This window comes from Paenibacillus baimaensis (assembly GCF_025567575.1).
The window spans coordinates 21585-44738 of the sequence record NZ_JAOQIO010000045.1 but is presented as its reverse complement, the minus strand read 5'-3'; the positions used below and the strand labels follow the sequence as shown (position 1 = coordinate 44738).

At 47.1% G+C, this 23154-nt stretch carries 14 protein-coding genes and 1 pseudogene; 11 read left to right on the top strand and 4 right to left on the bottom strand.

What is annotated here, in order from left to right; translation table 11 throughout:
- The first annotated feature begins 207 nt into the window (after positions 1-207).
- From OB236_RS14640 to OB236_RS14625, 4 genes are all read left to right on the top strand, one after another.
- Entirely contained in the window at positions 208-1164 is a 957-nt protein-coding gene (locus tag OB236_RS14640) for an ABC transporter permease (protein ID WP_262684669.1), read from the top strand.
- 11 nt (positions 1165-1175) lie between these two features.
- Positions 1176-2051, top strand: a complete 876-nt coding sequence (locus OB236_RS14635) for a carbohydrate ABC transporter permease (protein ID WP_262684668.1) — start codon at positions 1176-1178, stop codon at positions 2049-2051.
- A gap of 66 nt (positions 2052-2117) precedes the next feature.
- Entirely contained in the window at positions 2118-3665 is a 1548-nt protein-coding gene (locus OB236_RS14630) for an extracellular solute-binding protein (protein WP_262684667.1), read from the top strand.
- 309 nt (positions 3666-3974) lie between these two features.
- Positions 3975-6632 carry a family 16 glycoside hydrolase gene (locus OB236_RS14625; protein ID WP_262684666.1) on the top strand — a complete coding sequence of 886 codons (2658 nt, stop codon included), beginning with the start codon at positions 3975-3977 and terminating at the stop codon, positions 6630-6632.
- A 1336-nt stretch (positions 6633-7968) separates the two neighbouring features.
- On the opposite strand, the pseudogene OB236_RS14620 reads toward OB236_RS14625, so the two are convergent.
- From OB236_RS14620 to OB236_RS14605, 4 genes and pseudogenes are all read right to left on the bottom strand, one after another.
- Positions 7969-8283 (bottom strand): annotated as a pseudogene (locus OB236_RS14620) (transposase); the annotation flags it as partial.
- A 768-nt stretch (positions 8284-9051) separates the two neighbouring features.
- Positions 9052-9393 (bottom strand): acyltransferase, encoded by a 342-nt coding sequence (locus tag OB236_RS14615; protein ID WP_262684665.1) that lies wholly within the window; start codon positions 9391-9393, stop codon positions 9052-9054.
- Between the two features lie 207 nt (positions 9394-9600).
- Positions 9601-10194: a DUF4097 family beta strand repeat-containing protein gene (locus tag OB236_RS14610; RefSeq protein WP_262684664.1), complete on the bottom strand. Its 594-nt coding sequence runs from the start codon at positions 10192-10194 to the stop codon at positions 9601-9603.
- Entirely contained in the window at positions 10191-10802 is a 612-nt protein-coding gene (locus OB236_RS14605; protein WP_262684675.1) for a TetR/AcrR family transcriptional regulator, read from the bottom strand. The genes OB236_RS14610 and OB236_RS14605 overlap by 4 nt, the downstream gene beginning before the upstream one ends.
- A 305-nt stretch (positions 10803-11107) precedes the next feature.
- Between OB236_RS14605 and OB236_RS14600 the strand changes: the two genes are divergently transcribed.
- The 7 genes from OB236_RS14600 (at position 11108) to OB236_RS14575 (ending at position 22965) form a co-directional block, all read left to right on the top strand.
- Entirely contained in the window at positions 11108-14956 is a 3849-nt protein-coding gene (locus OB236_RS14600; RefSeq protein ID WP_262684663.1) for a CBM35 domain-containing protein, read from the top strand.
- Positions 14957-15058: 102 nt separating this feature from the next.
- On the top strand, positions 15059-15268 hold the full coding sequence (locus OB236_RS40100; RefSeq protein WP_408638476.1) for an InlB B-repeat-containing protein: 210 nt from the start codon (positions 15059-15061) through the stop codon (positions 15266-15268).
- Between the two features lie 46 nt (positions 15269-15314).
- Complete coding sequence (locus tag OB236_RS14595) at positions 15315-15557, top strand: S-layer homology domain-containing protein (RefSeq protein ID WP_262684662.1); 243 nt, start codon at positions 15315-15317, stop codon at positions 15555-15557.
- Between the two features lie 340 nt (positions 15558-15897).
- Positions 15898-19014: a family 43 glycosylhydrolase gene (locus OB236_RS14590; protein ID WP_262684661.1), complete on the top strand. Its 3117-nt coding sequence runs from the start codon at positions 15898-15900 to the stop codon at positions 19012-19014.
- Positions 19015-19434: 420 nt separating this feature from the next.
- Positions 19435-20391 carry an ABC transporter permease gene (locus OB236_RS14585; protein WP_262684660.1) on the top strand — a complete coding sequence of 319 codons (957 nt, stop codon included), beginning with the start codon at positions 19435-19437 and terminating at the stop codon, positions 20389-20391.
- 19 nt (positions 20392-20410) lie between these two features.
- Positions 20411-21283: a carbohydrate ABC transporter permease gene (locus tag OB236_RS14580; protein WP_262684659.1), complete on the top strand. Its 873-nt coding sequence runs from the start codon at positions 20411-20413 to the stop codon at positions 21281-21283.
- A 41-nt stretch (positions 21284-21324) separates the two neighbouring features.
- On the top strand, positions 21325-22965 hold the full coding sequence (locus tag OB236_RS14575; RefSeq protein ID WP_262684658.1) for an extracellular solute-binding protein: 1641 nt from the start codon (positions 21325-21327) through the stop codon (positions 22963-22965).
- The last annotated feature ends 189 nt before the right edge of the window (positions 22966-23154 follow it).

The window sequence follows — 23154 nt, the reverse complement described above, 5'->3', positions numbered from 1 at the left end:
TCTTTCATTTATCCAAAACACCTTCTCATAAAAACAGTAAGATTCATCAAGTATAAAAGGAAGATCCATCATTCTCGCCAATCAGGAAAGCGTTTTATAATAGTGTTTGTAGGCTAGTGCCGCAGAGATCACGTCTCGATAGCCGATGCTTCGAACTTGATAGTAGTCTTTAAGATTAAAATCTAACAACATGGAGGTGAACGGGATATGAGCGTTAGAACATTGGAAGTGAAACAACGTGTCGGAACGGCGAAGGTTAGCAAGAACAGGGGGAAGTTGTTTCTCACAAACTTAGATCTCTACGTTTTGCTTATTCCTGGACTATTATTTTTACTATTATTCAAATATACGCCCATGTATGGAATTATCATTGCGTTCATGGATTTCAACATTTTCGATGGGTTTACGGGAAGTAAATGGGTTGGTTTGGCGCAATTCGAGAAATTACTCCATTCGGAAGAATTTATGCAAGTATTTATCAACACACTCTTAATCAGTTTGTACAAGCTTGTGCTTCTCTTTCCAGTTCCGATTATTATCGCGCTACTGCTGAATGAAGTACGTAAGAGCTGGTTCAAACGTTCGATTCAAACTATTATTTTTCTGCCGCATTTCTTGTCTTGGGTTATTATTTCCGGACTGTTCATTACCATACTCTCCCCAAGCGGAGGTTTGGTCAACAATGTGATTGCGTTTTTCGGTGGTACACCGATATCGTTCTTTCTTGACAATGACTATTTCCGAAGCGTGCTGGTGTTTACCGCAGGCTGGAAGGAATCCGGATGGAACGCAATTATCTTTATTGCGGCGATTGCGGGCATTGAGCAAGAGCAATATGAAGCAGCGTCTATTGATGGGGCTGGGCGAATTCGCCAGATGCTGCATATTACTCTGCCGGGTATCGTGCCTACGATTATCCTGATTCTTGTCTTGCGTCTCGGATATTTACTCGAAGCAGGTACGGAACAAATTTTGACCATGTATAATTCCGTTGTTTATCAATCTGGTGATGTTATTGGGACTTATGTATATCGAATAGGTCTAGGACAGCAAGACTATAGCTTTAGTACAGCAGTAGGTTTATTTAATTCCGTAATTGGATTCCTCTTGATCGTTTTGGGCAATGAGCTCAGCAAAAAAGTCGTCAAGCGAAGCATTTGGTAGGAGGTGCAGCTATGAAAAAGAAAACAATCGGTGACTGGTCCCTAGATATCTGCGTATATGCTACGCTGCTATTGTCTAGCGTGCTTACGCTATTGCCTATGCTCAATGTACTATCCAAAGCATTAAGTAATGAATCAGCGGTCATCTCGGGTAAGGTCGGCATTCTGCCTGTGGGCTTTCAACTAGAAACGATGAAATATGTTGTATCTTCAAGTCAGTTTTTACATTCGATCTCCGTATCCATTATTGTCATGGTTGTGGGAACAGTGCTCGCCATTATGTTGACGGCTTTGACGGCTTACCCACTATCCAAGAAGCATCTGCCAGGAATCCCATTTGTTTTGATCCTGTTCATTTTTACGATGTTGTTTAATGGTGGCATCATTCCCAATTACATACTAATGAAGGAACTCCACCTCATCAATAGTTTGTGGTCCTTAATGCTGCCTGCACTGATTAGCGTTTTTAATCTATTGGTAATTAAGAGCTATTATGAATCTTTACCTGAAGCGTTAGAGGAGTCAGCCAAAATGGATGGGGCTCGCAATTTTACGATTCTTTTCCGTATCATTCTTCCGCTAAGCACACCGGTTATTGCTACAATCGCGCTATTCTATGCGGTGTATTTCTGGAATGACTACTTTCATCCTATGCTGTATATTTCGAAAGCAAGTTTGAAACCATTGCAATTATATCTAAGGGATATTGTTATGGATGCAGATAGCTCGACTGCCCTGAATAGCAGTGTGGACGATATAATGAAGATTTCGCCTGAAGGTATACGATCGGCGACGGTTATTGCTTCTATTATTCCGATGCTGCTCGTCTATCCGTTTCTCCAAAAGCATTTCGTCAAAGGTGTTCTGATTGGCTCAGTGAAAGGCTAGAACTTGCGTTAATGCCTACTACGGCTTAATGATATTATTACACAATGAACTAGGGAGGGTTTTTGTATGTTGAAAAAAAACAAAAAGCTGATGCTCGTTTCGCTTACAGCTTGCTTGTCAGCTTCATCGCTCGTTGCTTGTTCCTCAGGTGGGACCAGCTCAAGTAGCACCACGTCACCAGCAGCATCAACGGCACCGACGGCTACGACTGTAAAGCCGGAACTAAAGTCTCTGCAAATTTGGCAAAAGGATGATTATAACGCATACCCTGTTGCTACGTATTTGGAAAAAGCTACGGGTTATAAAGTTCAGTATGATATGCTTCCTCAGGATAAACCCCAAGATAAACTGAACATCCTGATCGCTTCAGGAGAGCCGTACGATGCAGTGACTATAGCAGGAACCACAGATTTTAAAGCACTTTATTCCGATTATGCGAAAAAGGGGGCATTAGTCGATCTTGGACCGCTAATTGATAAATACGGACCGAACATTAAAGCTGTCATTGATCCTGAAGCTTTAGAAGCTGCCAAGGTAGATGGGAAGCTATATGCCATTCCAACGAAAAGCACCAAGACTGTTAATACAGATTTATACATTCGGCAGGATTGGTTGGATAAAGTCGGACTCAAAATGCCGACAACACTTGATGAACTAGTTACAGTTTTGAAAGCGTTTAAAGAAAAAGATCCCGGAGGGAATGGCGATGGGAATATTCCTTTAACCGTCGGTGGTGATTCATCCTTTATTCCAAATATTGTTGGTGCTTTCGGAATGCCGAATTTCTGGAATGATGTGAATGGTAAATTAACACCTCGTGTGTTGGATCCCGCCTTCAAGGATTATGCAGCGTTTGTAGCTGATTTATTTAAACAAGGCTTAATTGATAAAGAATTTGCTGCCAATAAGGCAGCAACGACGAAAGAGAAATTTACAAGCGGTAAAGCAGGTATCCTTATGATGAACTGGTCGGATGTCCCTACGATTGCTGATGCATTAACGAAAAATATCCCAACTGCGAAAGCAACGTTTATCCCTGCAGTGAAAGGTAAAGATGGTAAAACGGGCCTATCTGCTTCAAAAGGCTTTGACCGTATTACTTTCATCCCAAAAGCATCCAAACACCCGGAAGATTCGATTAAATGGATGAATGCGAAGCTGGAGAAAGATACGTTTAGAACGATGGCTATTGGGGAAGAAAATAAACACTACACGCTCAAAGATGGTGCATATTCACCGATCCAACCGATATTTACTGATGAGCGTAATCAAGCGAATAACTTTTTAACGGGAACGGACGATAAGAACTACCCTATTTATTGGCAGGCACGTGTACGTAAGGATATGCGTCTATACGATGCCTGGAATTCATTGAATGGATTAGCGCCTGAACCTACCAAAGTAACCGATCTTCTAGGTTACGCGCCATATATGGTGGAATTCTCCAAGAACTTCCAAAATCTAAATACGCAATCTAACGATTACACAACCAAGTTAATTTTTGGTGCTGAGCCGTTTACGGGGATTGATGCATTCATTGCCAAATTCAAATCAGCAGGCGGAGACACTAGCTACAAAGAAGTCAATGACTGGTATGCAACTGTGAAAAAGTAAGTAATTCAACATTATTTTACAATAAGAGGAGAACTTGCTTGCACGACTGACGTAGGATCTCCTCTTGTCTGTGTTTTCATCTATATAGACGATAGTTATTCAACGATCTTATTGGGCCATGCCTAAACAAATAAGATAATTACTTCATGAAAGGGGAGAGAATGCCGCAAAATAGATTTGTTTGTTATTGCGATAAATGTCAGCGCTTTCAATGCTTTCAATAATTCGCAAGCAAGGACCTTGTTTGGCGTACGAAGCTTCGCTGCCTTACTATCGGTGGGCAGTGAATAATCTTAAGGAGGTATATTCATGTTTACAATGACAAGAAAATTAGTCGGCCTGTTGGTAGTGCTTGCCATCATAATCATAGGTTTGTTACCCCGAACGGTTGGAGCAGCTCCAGCTACGATTCAGAATTACCCGATGCCATCCATCTATACCGCATCCAGTGTATTTTCATTGAAAGCGGATAACCAATCAATTCCTGTGATCAACTATAAGGATGACTATGACTACGCTCAATTTTCTTTTGCCGGCACGGTCAGTATTGAGGTTACTTCTAATGTGCCGATTACATCCTATTCCATCAGTCCAATGGCCAAGAACATCGAGGGGACTGTTAATGGGAACAAGCTAACGTTTACGCTTTCTTCCTCAACCTATGTGATCGTAAAAATCAATGACCAGACGAAGAGAATTGTCATCGCAGCAGATCCCTTGGAGACGAATATTCCCCCATCCACAGGTGCCGGGATTTATAATGTGACCCAATCGCCATACACCGCGGATAATACGGGGACATCGATGGCATCGAACGCGATTCAGCAGGCTATCGATGCAGCCTATCAAGCTGGCGGTGGCATTGTATTCATTCCAGCCGGTGTCTATAAGAGCGGGAACCTGACTTTGAAAAGCAATGTGACCTTTTACCTGGCAGGAGGCGCTGTCATTGTCGGCACTGGCATGGGCGAAGACTATGGGATTGATTTTCGGAAGGATTCACGAAATGCGGATGGAACGTATTTTATTCGTACTGCCGTAAACTCCAGTGATATCACCATACGGGGACGGGGGACTATTGACGGAAAAGGCATAGCGATGCGAGAGCGAAAAATGCCAGCACCGAATAAAAATGAAGGATTATTGAATAACCTGTTGGTCCCGCTCGCAACTACAAATTTTAATTTTGATGGTTTAATATTGCGGGATGCCGGTTTCTGGTCGTTCATGGTTGTTCGTTCCGACAATGTTACAATAAAAAATCTCAAGGGATTCCAGGATTTATACAAAATCGAAAATGATGTTATCGATATAAACGAGAGTCAGAATGTGCTTGTAAAACATTCAATTGCCATATCGGATGATGACACTTATTCTACGAAAACCTGGTTGCAGACGGGAATGTCTAGCGGATGGCCTGGAGCGCTTGAACATTTGGAAAATGTAGTCTTTGATGACGCATTTGCATGGACAAGATGCGCGGCTTTCAAAATTGGCCAGGGGGTAGCCCAGGCGCAGATCGGGGTGACCGTCCGAAATTCATATGTGTATCAAAGCGCAAGGGCATTGCTGGTTGATCATGGTTACACAAATAATACGCTTCCGGAGGAAGGTTACGCTCAAAATATTACGTTTGAAAATATCGATATCGAACGAGTCGGTATCAATCAATTCGGGAATCATTGGCTTACAGTTTCTACTAGTACTTCCGGCAATGTAAACAATGTTGTATTAAAGAACATTAATCTTCGCGAGGTAGGATCTGAGCAATCCAGACTTTCCGGAAATGTCACCAAAGGCGGAATGGTTAACGGTGTCATGTTCTCAGATGTTTATGTGAAAGGCAAGCTCGCAATAAACCTGACTGACTTGAAAGTTAGCGTATTAAATGACAATGTAAGTGGCATCATGTTTGCCAATACCAAGCCGTTGTTTAGTGACAATTTCGAAGACGGAGATACGACGGGTTGGACATCCGTTTCAGGTGACTGGACCGTACCGACAGTCGACAAGAATAAAATGCTGTCCAGCGGCAGTCAGACAACAACATCCCTTATTGTCGCCAATCCTGGCGGCTCATGGACGGATTACGCCTATGAAGCCAAAGTGGAAATGGGCATTACCAATGCCAATGCAGGCATTGTCTTCAGGGTTCAGGACGCTAATAATTATTATATGTATCGAATTAATTCATCCAATCAGACGTTGGAGTTGTATAAATCCGTCAATGGACAAATGACGCTTGTAACGAGCACTCCTTTCGCAGCCATTGAGAAGCAGTCGTATACAGTTAAGGCGGTTATAGAGGGGAACAAAATTTCCTGTTATGTGGACGGAACATTAAAAATGGAATGGACCAATCCCGTAACGGAATTGACCACAGGTGGGATCGGATTCCGCACCACCTCGATGGTCGTCCATTTTGACGATGCCATTGTGTCCCCAATCATTCGATTGGACGATAATTTTGAAGATGGAAATATGACAGGATGGACGTCATCTTCAGGTTCATGGAGTGTTGTGACAGCAGGTACGAAAACCTTGTTCCAGAGTGCTTCGACTACTGGGCTTATTACAGCCGGTGATTCTTGGACGGACTATACATATGAGGGTAAAGTGAAAATGCCCATCACCAATGCGAATGCGGGCATCGTCTTCAGGGTTCAGAATGCGGATAATTATTATATGTATCGCATAAATGTATGGAATCAAAAATTGGAGTTGCATAAAGCTGTGAATGGACAGCTGACCCTGGTATCCAGCACTCCTTTCACAGCTCAGGCGAACCAGTGGTATACGATCAAGGCTTCCATTCAAGGCAATACCATAAAAGGTTATGTGGATGGAGCTTTAAAGACGGAATGGACCAATCCTGTGACGGAATTGACAACAGGGAAAATCGGATTCAGAACCACCTCTGTAGATGTATCATTTGATGACGCCTTGGTTCTGTCTTTTAACCAGTAACGTTCGGTGACCAAAAGGATCTGTCCCTAAAGCCATGAAACGGCTGAGAGGAACAGCTTTGTAATTTCTCATTGTCGAATAGCGGGCTATGGTGACTTAATCAAAGAACTTAGAAGAGATTTTTGTTTTCAAAAGTTTGTCAGATATATTTCAAAACTAATTTGTAATTTAAACAATATATGAATACCAATTTGTCATCTAACAAATTTTATTAAATAGGCGTTCACTCTATTTTTGGGTGAACGCCTATTTAATGTTGCAGCAGCGCAGAACGGTGACTTTTGCTTCAACATACAACAAAAAATAATACGGCTTTTGTCGGAAGTCAACATCATTAATGTCGGGTGACAAGAACATTATCTCATTAGTTGCCGCGTAAATCGCGGTTTTTTTTATTTTATGGGATCAAGTTCTTGTCAAAACCAAATGACAAGAACTTGATCCCATTCCCGACGAGTCTCCTTTGAAGTGAAAAGGAGGTATACGAAAACTCCCTACGGGATTAAGCTAACGGATAGTTTAAGATTAGTCGCGCTGAACCTTATCACAAATCGGGCGAAATTTTTATAAAATATGGCTGTCCCAAAGGACTGATCGGACGTCAGATCCGTTATTTGAAAACGGAATATATGTCCGTATCTATCTAAAATAGAGGGGGAGCTGTACAAATAAGGGATTGTATGTCCATAAGAAATTCTATGCTTATGGCGCTAATGTGGAAAGGCGCTTACTAGTCGGCTTTACAAGATAATTGTGTTCGGGATTGCGATTGTGACGCTTCTCTCGGTGCCTCAATCAGCGTGGGCAGATGACGCGATATTTCGGAAGCTGGCTGTCAGGAGTCGAACACAACGGGTTAAAAGCTACATGAAAAAACATAATGATTATAATCAGACAAGCTTACTCTTAGGAGAGAGTTTGTCTTCTTTTTTTGTCTGTGAGGAGAATAAAAGTATACCCGAATTCGACTATGTTGCTACTTTCGGATAATAGAATTTGCGAGGACAAGAGGTAATATTTTAAGATGGAGGAGACCGTTCCTGACTTTAGTTTAGCCAATAATAGTGACAGCTATTGTCATTAATTTTGAATGATTAAAAAATAGATGCGGTTTTTAGATTTTATTTGCTTTCTTCTCTAAGTGATTAAATCTTATCAGTGCTATGGCTTCACCTAAATGCGATTGGCCCATTGTAGATGATTATTCTGCAACTGCTCAAAACAAAATGATCAAAATAATGGCAACGAAGTTCTAAGTCTTTTTCCGGGCAGGACAGTTTCAGGGAGGCCGTCATCAACAGGCAGTTTCCTCGTCGCTGCTGGAATGCATTCTCCAGTTTCCATCCAAATCAATGCCGATCACCATGAAAGCCGCTTTATTCACCATATGCCCATCTTGCTTCACTTTGAAATGGATTGCATCCAGAAAAACGATGGTATACACGCTTTGTAACGGACGGTTTTGCCATTCCTTGATCACCGGAACGATCTTGTTCGTCACGGTTGGAAATCAGCGTGGGCGAAACCTCGATTCCGTATAGTTGCTCCAAGTGACCCAAGATATCTCGGGTGCTGACGCTTTTGGCGTATAAGCGATGATCTGCTCTTCAATGCCGGTGACGTTGGTTTGGTTTTTCTTCACGCCCCCTGGCTGCCTGAAAGTGAGAGAGTCTCGCATATACGATTTCGTTCACTTGACTATCAGGCCTTGAGGCCTAAGAAGACCCGGAGCGGTTTTATTCTACGAATAATCTCATAAGTGGCGATACTCATGCCGAACAATATTAATGCGATAAGCAGAAATGGTATGAAGCCGTGATTGATCCAATTTAGAACATAGAAACCGATAATAATGAGATAAGTCTGATGCAAAATATAGACGGGAAAAGCAGCCGGGTTAAAGTAGGTCATAAAGGTTGACTTTTGGTTCAGATACCTTTTGCCATACCCGAGCATCGTAAGTAGAGTTACCCAATAAAGAAGCAAGTGGAGAGCTGTAGAAGTAAAGCCCGACTGGCTTCCGAATTGTGTAGATTTCCCGGAAAAGAAGGGCTGTCCCTATTAACGTGGCCACTAGATACAGCCTTCGGCGTTGCTCAATCAGGTCCATGATCCTATCACTGGTCGCCATGAAGAAGCCTAACATAAAGTACCCGGCATAGACAAAAATGTTCTTACCGCTCACATCAGGCAGTACGGAAAGAACGGACAAGCCTGCTGCAAAAGACAAGATGATGAGAAGGGGATGTCGCATCCAGGAAGGTGAGTATTTCTTCCTGATTATCCGGAGCATTAGCGGCAAAAGGCCGGCCGAGATGAGAAAAAGAAACAGGATAAACCACAGATGAGCGGGGGAAATGCCGCCTGCATATTCGGACCAATCGGAAATATCGGTAAAATAACGCTTCAGAAACGCGAGCTAGCTTTCTTCCTCGTACAGATGAAATCTTCTCGCATAATACCCCTGCGGAGGGAAGATGATCAAAGCACCAATACCAAGCGGGATCAACAGTCGCAGGAAACGCTCCTTGATAAAATGGGCTGCCGTTCTCCTCTGAAGCGCATAGAAGCTTGACATGCCGGCTAGTAGAAAGAGCACCGGCATAAACCAGAAAGAGGAATGAATCACAAGAGACGAGAATGCATTCGGTTCCCCTTTGATATAGAACGGATTGTGATCATCAAAAATTCCTGCCGTATGATAAACGAACAAATACAGAATGCCTATATTTCTGAGCCAATCGATGTAATCCTTGCGCATAATGGTTCCTCTCCTTACTTTCTGCAGGCGGACATATGTCCCGAGTCGGATTCCATAACAATTGTATTGGCGGAGGCTTCATCGCTTTTTAGCTTACTGTCCCATTTGCCTTTCCATTTAAGATTAAGCGCGATATCATTTTGAAAGATATAGTTGATGCTTCCAGAGGAGCTTGTGGAATTTGCAATTAACTTTTCCAACTTGTCGCTAAATACGATATGGCTGCTGCCGTTTTCCGTTTTTGTGTCCAGTGAAGGTATTGACCCCGTCCAAATGAATAGCTCCGGACGTGGAATGGGCCGAAATCTCGTCGCTTGAGATTTCTTTCATACTGATTTCCCCGTTCTCGGATTGAACGACAATCGCTCGGCTGTTGAGATTTTCGATAGTTATCTCGCCGTTTTGACTGGAGACGGCAGTTCGATCCAGCAGGTTTGCCGTCCCGTTTGTTTCGATTTTCGGAAAAACATCCAGTCTATTGTTTAAGTTAACATTCAGTAGCTTGTGAGATCCGGTTTGCTCAATGATAAGAGCATTGTTTTTCGATTCGAAGTGGATATGGCTGCTGTCATACTTGCCCTTGGCAACAACCTCAACCTCTGTTTTATTTTCCCGACCCTCTGTGGTATCAATATGGACATTGGCATTTTTGACATCGACCTGAATGTTTTGTATATCAGTTGCCGTATAACTTTTGCTGCTTGAGGGAGAAGTCAGCGATTTGATTATGACATACCCGAGAAATACAAAGACAAAAGCGATGAGTAGCAGGATAGTAGAGACTTTATTGTTTTTTGTCATTGTGTTTGATCTCTCCCTGAAGCTTGCATTTGTTGGATAACGGAATTGAGACCCGTGGAATAGATGCTCAGCAACTGGTCCACAAGTTTTTTGTACGTATACCCTTCCTTGTTATCCCTAAGAATCAGGCACAATCCTTCCACGAGCGAGGAGGATAACATTCGAGCAAGAGCCGTTTCATATTCACTCAGGCTCTCATTTCCCCTGACCTTCAGAATCATGCTCTCGATAACGGAAAAAGAAAGCTTGATCAAGTCGGGCTTTGCATGCGCGTACTTGGTGCCTTCGCTTCGGTTGAAGACGATGGTCATTTCGGCGGTGAAGGTCTTGAACAAATCAATGAGCGTCGCTTCGATTTTGCTGTAATACTTGAGCACGTCGGGGGGATCATTGCTGTAACTGAAGCTGATTTTTTGTCGCATTTCGGCCATGTTAGCCTCATAGCGTTCATAGACGGGTCGAACAAGCTCATCGAACAACTCATCCTTGTTCTTGTAATAACGATAAATATTGCCGATCGCCACGCCGGCGCTTCCGGCAATATTTCGCATTGATGACTTTAGATATCCCTCCTTGTTAAATTCCGCCAGCGCCGCTATATAATCCATGGGACGATATGACATGAATAAAGAACGATACTATAACCCCTACAAAGTAGATACCTTTATCATGAAGTCTCCTACTCGATCACCCCGCAGTCGGACAGTCGGTTTGAAAGCGGATTTAGGTAAATAACAAAAATCGTACAGAAAGACCTAAAGATTCTTAAGGCCTGGAATGGAGGGATCGCAGTACAGTGTAAGCATCAATGGAGCGAAGCTTTTAGTGAAAATGAAAGCGGTTTATTGTGAGCGATCATTTCCTGTCTGCCAAAAAGCTCCACATAAAATTCACTAAGGAGGAAATTGTTACAATGAGGAGAATTGGTTTGTTTGCTGTGTCTCTGGTGGTACTGGTCGTAATGATGCTGACCAATATCGCCTATGCGGATGTATCATCCCATTATCTTAACCCGCTGATGAAAGGAGCCGACCCTACCATTGAAAGGCAAGACGATGGATACTATTATTCGGCGGCAGGCGATGGCAATGTTGTATTGAAACGGCATGAAACCATTCTTGGCGTTTCCACCGCGAAGAGTAAAGAGGTATGGAAGTTACCTGAAAACCTGGAATTTATTTGGGGGCCCGATGCGCACAGGATCGACGGCAAATGGTACATCTATTTCGCTTCCGGTCCGAAGATTAGTGATCATGCGGGGCGCTTTGCTTATGGCCATCCCAGCTCCTATGTTTTGGAGAACAGCTCACCCGATCCATTTGAAGGGACCTGGGAACTGAAGGGAACCTATGATAATGGAGACGGACTTACACCCCAACAGGGGTTGCTGAATACGCAAAGCTATGGACTGCCTACCGGTTTTGTCACCATCAAAGGGCAGAGATACCTTACCTACACGAAATATTTCTATTTTATAGATCCAAAAACGGGAAACGAGAGATTTGATGAATGTCCCACGATTGTCAAAATGAAAAACCCGTGGACATTGGAAGGCGAAGAGATTACGTTAGCCAGGCCGACCTACGACTGGGAGAAGTATGTTGATAATGTTAATGAAGGCGCAGCCGTGGTGGAGCGAAACGGTAAAGTTTATTTTGCCTATTCCGCCAGCAGCTACACGCATGATAACTATGCTGTCGGCCTGTCCTGGGCCGATCTGGCCCAAAGTGTGGAGAATGAAGCGGCATGGAATAAACATCCCGAGCCGATCATGAAACGTTCGGATGAAAACGGTTCTTATTCGACAGGCTCGCCGTTATTCCTGAAATCCGAAGACGGCACAGAGGACTGGATTACATACCATGGCATACCGACCCATAGTCAAGGCGGCAAGAACAGAGAGGTTCGCGCCCAGCGGATCAATTGGGACGACAATGACTTCATCAATCTGGGCATCCCGTCCAACCCCGGCACCGTGCTTAGCCGCCCCTCCGGGGAGGAGAAGAGCGAAGTCTATGAAGCGGAAGACGCGCAATTATCAGGGGCTGCAAGAGCAACCATGAACAGCATCTATGCCTCGTCCGGCCGATATGCCCGGTACAGCAATGGCAATGACAGCGACTACGTAGAGTTTACAGTCAACACGAATACAGGGGGGATTTACTCGCTGGACTTCCGCTACAATAACAATACGACAGTACCGGTCACCATGACGCTGGGCGTGAACCAGGAGGCTCCTACCGCGCTTGTATTCCCGTCTAATGCCGGATCGGAGAACAAGCTGAACTTCGACTTAAAAACCGTTCACAACATCCGGCTGAATGACGGTAGCAACATCGTACGTCTTTCCGGCAAAAGCGCTTTGGGGCTGGACGCTATCATTGCCAAGAAAAGCGTCTTGTATGAAGCGGAGGGCGCAGAGTTGTCCGGCGGCACGGGAATTGCTCAAGATCATACGGGATATAGCGGTTCAGGCTTTGTCAGAGGGTTCTCAGAGCCGAACGCGGCGATCAGCTTTACGGTAAACGCTCCTCACGCGGGCAGCTATTCGGTCAAGCTGGCTTATGGCGCTGGAACTGGGAAAGATCGAACCTTGACCATGTATGTGAATGGCACCAAGATCAAACAAGCGAATTTCTTCGGTCTGAAGGGATGGAACAAGTGGGCCGACAGATATGACAATGTATTCCTGAAAGAGGGAAGCAATGTCATCACCTATAAGTATGATAGCGGCGATACGGGGAATGTCAATCTGGATTATATCACCGTTACCGAAGCGGCGACCTGGACGTATGAGGCGGAATCCGCCAAAACGACAGGAGGGGCGGATTCCGGGATCGTTCAGGCTCAGGATGGGAATACGGGAATCGGTTATGTGAGCGGTCTGTCCCAAGTGAACTCGTCCGTGGGATTCTCTGTGGATACCGAATATGCGGCCTCCTATGATCTCAAGTTGCGGTACGCCACAGAGCAGGGCGGCAAAACATTGTCGCTGGAGGTGAATGGCACGCCTTTGCAGAACATGGTCCTTCCCTACTCCGGAGGCGCCAAGGTGTGGAAGGAACAGATTGTAACCGTTCCCTTGAACAAAGGGAACAACAGCATCACTTTTAAGAGTGCAACCGGAGATTCAGGTGTCATCCATATCGATCATATTCATCTGAATAAGCGGACGCCCTGGAAATATCAGGCGGAAGCAGCAGCCCTCTCAGGCACGGTAGGCATCGGAAGAGACCGTCTATGGTTTGAAGGCAACGGTTATGTTGGCTTATTCCAGAATAAAGGGGATTCTATCGGGTTTGAAGTGAATGTCCCCTATACAGCGGACTATACGTCAACCTTGCGTTATTCGGGTGTACAGTCGTCGAACCGAACCATGAGCATGTATGTGAACGGCAAACGGGTCAAGCAAGTTTCCTTGCCGCCGACAGCGAATTGGGATACCTGGATGGACGCGACCGAGACGGTCAATCTGGTAGCCGGGAAGAATAACATTGAATTCCGCCGTGAGGAAGGAGATACCGGACAGCTCAATATAGACAGCCTGATCCTGGATAAATTCAGCGGTGGATTCATGAGAACGACGGCCAGGGAACTTACCCCCGAGAAGATGGTGAAGATCCAGCCGAAGCATAGCGGTAAAGCGCTGAGTGTGGCAGGTGAGAAGTACAATCAGGGAGCAGCCGTTACCCAATATTCCAATGGTGATACCAATAGTCAATTGGTGCGATTCCTGGATCTGGGAACAGGCTATTACCGGATCCTAGTTATGCGTGGTGCACGCTTCCTCGATATTAAGCCTAATTCGGATATCCAAGAACTTATTCTAAATCAAACTATTGAAGAGGCTCCCACTCCCTCCGATACTGAACAGTGGCGTCTGGAAAAGGAGGGTGATTATTATAAAGTGATCAACAAAAGCAATGGAAAGGTGATTACAGTCAATGAAGCGTCTAAAGGAAACAACGCTGTTATGCGGTTGGCCGATGACGAGGGGAAAGACAACCAGCGGTTTAAGATTGAGCTGCGCAACCTTTATGACACTACATTCCACGCGGTGTCGGACATTACTGCTGTTCCGGCGGCAGCGCAGGCAGGACAGGAGCTGACTCTCTTCGGAACAGTCTCACCGGATTGGGCCACGCGCAAAAGTATCACCTGGAGCATCAAAGATGCCGGGCAAACAAGAGCTACCCTGGATGGGAATGTGCTGTCCGCCACAAGAGCGGGAACAGTCATTGTCACCGCTACGATTGAAGAAGGAAGCGAGATCGGCATGAACTACTCCAAGGACTTCACCGTTACCGTCTCCAAGAAGGACGCGGATGTTAGTCCTGAAAAGGCCACCTATGATCTCTATGTTCGCGGGGATGTAAGCACCAGTATCATATGGAATGAAGCCAAGTCTGTGACCGGGGTGGTATACGCAGCAACAGTAACAGGTGCCGTATACAATGGCACATTGGGAACGGATGGTTATACGGTCAGCGGGGATATGTTGACCATCAAGCGCGAGACTATGGCCGCACTGGGGTTGAAGAGCGGCGATAAGGCGGACTTCTCTATCCTGTTTAATCAGGGGAATCCGGCTGTGTTCAGTGTCAATGTGGTGGACAGCTTTGCTTTGACCAACCATAGCATTACAGTGGCAACCGAAGGACACGGCACTGCCAGCGCCAATGTATCGTCGGCGGTCAAGGATACGGCGATTACCTTAACCGCCACGCCAGATCCGGGCCAGCTCTTCAAGGCTGGAAGGTGAATAGTCCCAGTAGACTGAACGTGACTGGCAATACCTTCACCATGCCAGACGAGGCGGTGGTGATCACGGCGATATTCGGAAAAAAGTCCTAAAGCGTGACCTATAACGGCAACGGCACAGCAAGATGTCTCGGTAGATGACAGCAGCTATGGGCAAGGCGTTTCGGTATCGTTCTATGGCAATACCGGCAATCTGAAGAAGCCGGGCTATCTCTTTGCCGGCTGGAATGTACGGGAGGATGGCAGCGGAGCCACCTACACTGAAGGCCAGGTATTCACAATGGGTGGGACGAATCTGACCCTGTATGCGTAATGGACGGTTAAAAATTCGGGTGGTTCTTCTGGAGGAGGTTCGTTTGATGGGGATTCTTCCGATGGCAGTTCACCATCCCAACGCCCTGGGCCAGTCAGGCCATGAGGCTGCTACCACAGGGTTTGCGGATGACACGGCTATTCCTGACTGGGCGAAGGGTGCCGTGGCGACCTTGAGCAAGCGGGGCATTATTGAAGGCAAAGGAGGGAACCAATTCGCTCCCGGCGATCAAGCAACAAGAGCAGAGACGATTAGAGTATTGCTGAACATGCTGCGCAACAGACAATAGAAGTGTGAATGCCTTCTCCGGCGCCGCAGGCCCACAGGCTTGCGGCGGGTTTTGCGCTCCTGTCAGAACGATCATTTTGTGTAGAGCAACCATTTTGTAAAACGGTTACAAAAAAAATTAAGATAATACATTTTTATTAGATTCTTCGAAAGGCAGAATGAGGAAACGGGCGGAAAAAAACCAATACAAGAGAACGAGAAAATGAAAGCGGTTTATGCAACTCATCAGGGCTGACGGGTGGTGCTTCTACAGTTCGTACCGCGGGGTAATCTATTGCCTTCTCCAGTTGAGCATGAACACCATAGACAACAGAATGATATGATTCCAAGGAGGATTGCACATGGTCAAAAAAAAATTCAGACATCTGCTGCTTTGTCTCGCAGTGCTGCTGATGCTACCGCAATGGAGCGGAGTGGCTGCGGCGGCAGAGCCGACGCCTAAGCCGGATTCGGCGTCTGCGCAGAAGGGGAAGAATGTGTCGGATTTCTACAATGTAATCATGCAGACAGGAGCTGATCCCTGGGTTTACAAACACACGGACGGATACTATTACAACGTATTTGTCAACTCCAGCGGCATCATGATCCGCAGAGCGAAGACCATCAGCGGCATTGAGGCGGGCGAGAGGAGCCTGGCCTGGACGCCGATTAAGGACACCGTGTACAGCTCCAATGTTTGGGCACCGGAAATGCACTATCTCAAGGATACCGACGGCAAATCCAAATGGTATATTTACTTTGCGGCTGACAACGGAACTAACGCAAACCACCGCATGTACGTGCTGGAGAACGCCAGTGAAAATCCGTTGACCGGCACCTGGGAGTTCAAAGGGAAGATTACCGATTCTACCGACCGTTGGGCGATCGACGGCACTGTGCTGACTGTAAATGAGAAACACTATTTCATCTGGTCCGGTTGGGAAGAAACGGACGGAAGCTTCCAAAATTTATATATTGCGCAGATGAGTGATCCACGGACCATCAGCTCGGAACGGGTATTACTCTCGACGTCTGAACATGATTGGGAATCGTCCCCGGCCAGAATCAATGAAGGCCCCCAAGTCACGATAAAGGGTGACACCATCAATCTGGTCTATTCCGCAAACGGAAGCTGGACAGACAGTTATTGCCTCGGGCTGATCACGGCCAAGATCGGCGACGATTTGATGAATCCCGGCTCCTGGGTGAAAAAAGACACACCGATCTTCTCCAGCGCCAATGGCGTTTACGGCCCGGGCCACCACAGCATCGTCACGTCTCCTGACGGCACAGAGGACTGGATCATCTACCATGCCGCCCGCTGGCCAGGATCGGGATGGACCCGCAAAGTCCACACGCAGAAATTCACCTGGAACGCAGACAATACGCCGAATCTGGGAGAGCCCGCCGATCCGAACACACCGATTGCCAAGCCTTCGGGCGAGCCGGTGCGGAAGCGCTATGAAGCGGAAAACGCGCTGCTGATGAAGGGTCCGGGCGGTGAAACTTCTCCCGCTGTCCGGCTGGAAAGCACCGCTTCCGGCGGGATGAAGATCGCCAACATCAAGAACGCCAATGATTATGCCCAGTTTACCGTAAACGTGCCGGAGGCGGGATTTTATATGCTGTCCGTGCGCAATGCCAACGGCTCACCCAATGCGGCCGATGCCTCCCATATCTTGTCGGTCAACGGGAGCTCCGGCGCCAATTTGAACATCGTCTATTCCGGCCTGAATCGTTGGGGACTCTCCACGGCGAAAGTCTATCTTAGGGAAGGCAACAATATCCTCCGCTTCTCGAAGGGGAACAACCTTGCTGAAATCGACAGCATGGATATATTTAAGCTGGATGCATCGGAAATGTTATTCGATGCCCCGGGGTACACGTTGGGGTTGGGTGAAATCCGCAGCTTGCCCCTGTATACCGTAACGGGCACTACCTATACCGCTGTTGACACAGGAGCAATCTTCAGTTCTTCCGATACGAAGGTCGCCGTTATTGACGGAGGGATTAGGGTTAAGGCTGTAAGTGCGGGCAGTACCACAATCACCGCCACATATAACGGGAAAACGGCCACAGCCACGGTTACCATTGCTGCGGAGCCTAAAGCTGTGCAGTCCGTTGCCATCGGCGGATTGGACCGCATCCTGACCAGCGGGCAAACAAGCGGGCCATTGCAGGTGACGGCACGCTATAACAACTATGAGGTTCAGAATGTGACAGCGGCTGCCCAGTATACCAGCAGCGATCCTGGGGTGGCCAGGATTGATTCGGATTCTGTGACCCAATCGGTATATGCGGTTAAACCGGGCACAGCTCTTATTACAGCCGAATACAACGGCAAGAAAGCAGCGCTCAACTTGACCGTTATTGCAGCTTCTGATGCGGTTCAGGTTGCTTCCGTAGTGAAGATTCCTTCCGGAGTGGCCCCTAAGCTGCCCAGCGTTGTTGATGTTGTCTACAACAGCCAGTCGAAGAAGGCAGAGGTTGTCAGCTGGGAGCCGGAGGGACTTGACTTCAACTCCCTTGGCACTGTTCAGGTGCCAGTCACCCTGAAGCTGGATGTCCGTGATTTTCTTTCCACCGTTGCCGTAAACGTTATTCCGGGATGGGGCCTTGATGAGATTGTGAATCAACTCCGCAACAAGCTGACCAACTTCTCCTATCCTTTGGGCGATGGGCTGGGCAACTATAGCAAATCCAAGTATGATGCCTTCGTGGCCGAAGTGAACAAGGCGGAAGAGATGGCCGTAAACGCCGATCTGAGCAAAGAACAGTTTGACGAGGAACTGGATAAGCTTGCTCAAGCGGAAGCAGCTTTGTTAGGTTCGCTGAACAGCATTCAGGACGGCGTAATCTATAACGCTTACCGGGATTTCACCGGGGATACGATTGGCAAGTACCCTTACGGCATTACCATCGAAGATCTGACCAATGGCGCTACCGCCACTGTGCAGGAAGAGGCCGGGAATAAATTCCTCCGGCTGACCACAACCGCTACTTCGGGCAAGGCAAACTTGCTCCTGCCATATGCAGGCGAGGTAAAGGCTGATGCGGATCAGCGCATCGTTATCGAATACCGCGCCAGACTAAACACCAGCTTTCAGTACGCCAATGGCGCCATGATGCGAAATGATAGCGGCACAGGCAATTATTCCATGGTCACGGCTTTTGATATGGGTAAAATTGTAGTCCAGAATGGACCGTCCACTAAGGTCAAAGTCAAAGACTTTCAGTACAATACATGGTACAAAATCAAAATGGTGGCAAACTGGGACGCCAAGACTTATATCGTCTATATAGACGATGTTGAGGTGGCCACTGACTACAACTTCCGCCACATAGGCGGCGACAAGCTGACCGGCCAGCGGTTCGGCATCGATGGCTATGCCAACGCCTCCATCGACTTTGACGATTTCAGAGCAATAGTTGCCGGAGGACCGAAGGCTGCGCCCGAGGGGACTCAAGCACACCAATGAAACAGCGGTTGGGGCCAATGATGGACGCATCACCGGGGGGAGCATGAATCAGACCACCGCCCAACTGCTTCTTCCCTTACGGTCCCGGCTTTTATGGTCTGGTGAATCCGAGCGGCGCATCTTGCCGCTGGTATTGTACATTTTCCTGGCAATTACGCTGCTTACCTGACAGCTTTCCTCCGCTGGTTTTTGTTCAATCCATGCAGGCCTGTGGCTTCCGCCACAGGTTTTTTGCCGTTCCGCAAAGCGGGATTCCGAATGAGGGTGTTGCCCATTTCCGGGAGGCTCCTGCTGGTTTGTAGGAAAAACAAAAATCGCACAGAAAGACCTAAAGATTCTTAAGGCCCCGAATGGACGAACCGCGGTACATTATAAGCATCACGTCCAACAAAAACTTTTAACAGGAAAGAAGGGGGAGCCATGAAAACAACGCCTGACGCCGTAGGAACAGATAGAGCTCCGGCAGCCAAAGAGGCGTTTTACCAGACAAAGCGGTTTCAGCAGAATATTCCGCTATTTGCCATGCTTATACCGGGAGTGCTTTATTATCTGATATTCCGCTACTTGCCTATGGGCGGTCTTGTGATTGCTTTCAAGAACTACAATTTTCACGATGGCATATGGTCAAGTCCATGGGTGGGGTGGAAATATTTCGAAATTTTATTCCAGTCTCACGTCACACTGCAAATTATCTGGAATACTCTTGCCCTAAGCGTTCTGAACCTGATCTTCGGGTTCCCTGCGCCGATTATTATCGCCATTGCCTTGAATGAGGTCCGGAAGAGCTGGCTGAAGCGCTGGATTCAAACCATTATTTATCTGCCTCATTTTTTGTCCTGGGTTATCGTTGCAGGCATTATCCTGACCTTGTTCTCCATCGACGGCGGCACCATCAACAAGCTGCTGGGTCAATGGGGGGTAGAGCCGGTGCCTTTCCTGTACCGCGCAAACTCATGGATTGCCATCTTTATCGGCTCCGGCATGTGGAAGGAGATGGGCTTCGGCGCTATTATCTATCTTGCCGCTCTCTCTGGCATTGACCCCAGCCTGTACGAATCCGCGGGGATGGACGGCGCAGGTAAGCTGAGGCAGATTTGGCATATCTCCCTGCCGGGTATCCGACCTACGATTATTCTGCTGCTGATTCTTGGAATGGGCCGTTTGATGGAAGTAGGGTTTGACCAGGTTTACAATTTGCAGAATCCCACTGTCCTGCAGAAAGCGGAGGTCATCAGCACCTACGTGTACAAAGTGGGGCTGCAGCAGGCTCAGTTTGGCCTGACCACAGCCATGGGCTTGTTTGAATCCTTTGTCGGCCTGGTGCTTGTGCTGTCGGCCAATGCATTGGCCCGTAAATTCGATCAGGGATTATTCTGAAGAAAGGAGGGAAATCCTCTTGAGGGAATCGACAAGCGGAAAAATTTTTGTATACTTTATTCACGTGGTATTGATCATCATCTCACTCACCTGCATCCTGCCTTTCCTGCATTTGATTGCGTTGTCCCTAAGCTCGGGGCATGCGGTTGACCTGGGTCAGGTCTGGTTCTGGCCGGTGGGGCTTGATTTCACCGTTTACAGATACTTTTTTGAGAATACGCCGGCCTTGCGCGCCTTCACCAACAGCGTGATCATTACCTTATTCGGAACGGCCCTGAGCATGCTGGCCACGGTGCTGACGGCCTATCCCTTATCCCGCCGTTACCTCTACGCCCGCAAGCCGATCACAACGGCCGCATTGTTCACCATGCTCTTCAGCGGCGGCATGATTCCTACATATCTGGTCATGAATAGCCTGCATTTGACCAATACTTACTGGTCCCTCTGGTTTGGCGGGCTGATCAGCACCTATAATATGCTGATAATGAAAAGCTATTTTGAGAGCATCCCGGGAGAAGTGGTGGATTCCGCCCAGATTGACGGCTGCGGCGAGGTCCCGCTGCTCATACGCATCATACTGCCCTTGTCTCTTCCGATGCTGGCTACGCTGACGTTATTCTACGGGGTAGGCTACTGGAACTTGTTCATGAGCGTTATTCTTTACATCAGCAAGACGAATTTGCAGAATCTTACTGTTATCGTTCAGGGGATGCTGCAAATTCAGGGGAACTTCAATGTGTCGGCTATGGATATGATGCAGCAGCAGGAAATGGTATCCGAAAAGCTGAAAGCGGTTGGGGTTATGGTTATGGTTGTGCCCATGCTGGTAATATACCCGTTCCTGCAGAAGTATTTTGTTAAAGGTATTATGCTTGGTTCTATCAAGGGATAGCGACAACAATGAAATCAATTATAGATTGAGGGGGACTTCACATGTCTGGACAAACATCCACATCAAGAATGAAGAACACGTTCGTACTGGGACTGTCGGCGGTACTGGCAGCAGGGGCAGTTGGTTGCAGTCAAAATGAAGAGGGGGCAAAGGGACAAGCCGAAGGAAAAGCCACAATTACCGTTTCCAACTATGACAGGGGCAATATTCCCGCAGTGGAGGGAACGGTTGAGGAGAACCGTTGGACCAAGTGGATCAATGAGCATTCTCCTGTTACAGCCATGTATGTGCCGGTGTCCCGGGCGGAGGCAGTTAAGAAGCTGAATGTGTTGTTCGCATCGGGCAGTGCACCGGATATTGTCAATGATTATGATACGGGGTTCCGGAATTCTTTGTACCAACAGAAGCAATTGATGCCTCTGGACGATTACTTGAAATATGCGCCTGAATACCAGAAGCTGCTGGATAAGTACCCCCAGCTTCGCAAAATAGGCACCAAGCCGGACGGCAAGCTATACGAAATCGGCAAAATTAATGAGCCCCATCTGCAGAGTGTAGCCTTTATTCGGATGGATTGGCTGAAAAAGCTGAAGCTGGAGGTTCCGAAAACCACTGACGAACTGCTTGTCGTACTGAAAGCATTCGTTGAGCAGGACCCTGACGGCAACGGGAAAAAGGATACTTATGGAACCAATATGAGCTACACCTCGGACGGTATGGTGGATTCCATGTTCGGTTCGTACGGCTGGAAAATCTCCAATGATGACAAAATTATTAGGACTTGGGATAATACGCTGGAGTCTCTTAAATTCAAGAAAAGGTTATTTGAGGAAGGACTTATCGATAAGGATTACCTGGCGGACAAGAATGGAGCCAAAGCCAAGCAGGATTATCTGAACGGAAAAATAGGTGTTTATCTTCCTCCTGTTGTCAGCAACTGGTTTGAGAGTACGGTAACGGACCTCAAAACGCTCCGCAAGGTTGTTCCGGAGGCGGAGATTGCGCCGATGGCGCAGCCCAAGTCTCCCATGGGGCAATTCGTTCATCATGTGGTTAATCCGGTTCAAATGACTACGGTGATCAATGCCGCGGCCAAAAATCCCAAGGCCGCTATGGAATACATTAACTTCATCATCAAGCCGGAAACCGGTATGATTCTGAAAAAAGGAATTGAAGGAGAGCATTGGAAAAAAGGCGCGGACGGTTTCCCTAAGGTCATTGATCCTGCGAAGAATGCCAAGGAACTGGATTGGGCCTTAGACTACTCCATGTTCTACTCGATCCCCGAGAATCCGCTTCTGATTTCCACCACTGCATTCGATGTGAGTGATCCTGACCAGAAGGCCGGTCTGGACATGCTGAAGAAAGCCGACGAGTTCCTGCTTAATCCCGAGGCCCAGTATCCCGCGCTGAGTCACTATGAGCATATGCCTACCCTGTCGAGCGAGTTGGTAGTGATCAATACGAATGTTGACAAGGAAATAAAAGACATCTATGCCAAGGGCATTATCGGCGGGGCCAGTTATACCCCTGAGCAGGCCGTTGCAGATACCAAAGCTGCCTGGGAGAGAGGCGGCGGCAAACAGATTGAGGAATTCATGAATACCTGGTATAAAGAAAATAAGGACAGAGCCTTCCTGGGTAAGGATATCCTGGAGTTGGTCCGCTCCCAACATAAGTAAGCTCTGAAGGACCTGGAATAGGATGAATGTGGACTTGGTTCGGCAAACGCCGGGCCAAGTTTGTTTTCGGAACATTTTAGGGTCCGGGCCGATACAAGAACAAGGATTGTCCAACAGGATTTCGGAATTGAAGAGTGGGACTGGCCCCAGGGTGTCGGTCTTTATGTCTGTACAAGCTGCAGAAGTATT

Coding starts and splice junctions, on each gene's coding strand:
- OB236_RS14640 (WP_262684669.1), top strand. CDS start 208: ATGAGCGTTAGAACATTGGAAGTGAAACAACGTGTCGGAACGGCGAAG.
- OB236_RS14635 (WP_262684668.1), top strand. CDS start 1,176: ATGAAAAAGAAAACAATCGGTGACTGGTCCCTAGATATCTGCGTATAT.
- OB236_RS14630 (WP_262684667.1), top strand. CDS start 2,118: ATGTTGAAAAAAAACAAAAAGCTGATGCTCGTTTCGCTTACAGCTTGC.
- OB236_RS14625 (WP_262684666.1), top strand. CDS start 3,975: ATGTTTACAATGACAAGAAAATTAGTCGGCCTGTTGGTAGTGCTTGCC.
- OB236_RS14615 (WP_262684665.1), bottom strand. CDS start 9,393: ATGCGCAAGGATTACATCGATTGGCTCAGAAATATAGGCATTCTGTAT.
- OB236_RS14610 (WP_262684664.1), bottom strand. CDS start 10,194: ATGACAAAAAACAATAAAGTCTCTACTATCCTGCTACTCATCGCTTTT.
- OB236_RS14605 (WP_262684675.1), bottom strand. CDS start 10,802: ATGGATTATATAGCGGCGCTGGCGGAATTTAACAAGGAGGGATATCTA.
- OB236_RS14600 (WP_262684663.1), top strand. CDS start 11,108: ATGAGGAGAATTGGTTTGTTTGCTGTGTCTCTGGTGGTACTGGTCGTA.
- OB236_RS14595 (WP_262684662.1), top strand. CDS start 15,315: ATGGGGATTCTTCCGATGGCAGTTCACCATCCCAACGCCCTGGGCCAG.
- OB236_RS14590 (WP_262684661.1), top strand. CDS start 15,898: ATGGTCAAAAAAAAATTCAGACATCTGCTGCTTTGTCTCGCAGTGCTG.
- OB236_RS14585 (WP_262684660.1), top strand. CDS start 19,435: ATGAAAACAACGCCTGACGCCGTAGGAACAGATAGAGCTCCGGCAGCC.
- OB236_RS14575 (WP_262684658.1), top strand. CDS start 21,325: ATGTCTGGACAAACATCCACATCAAGAATGAAGAACACGTTCGTACTG.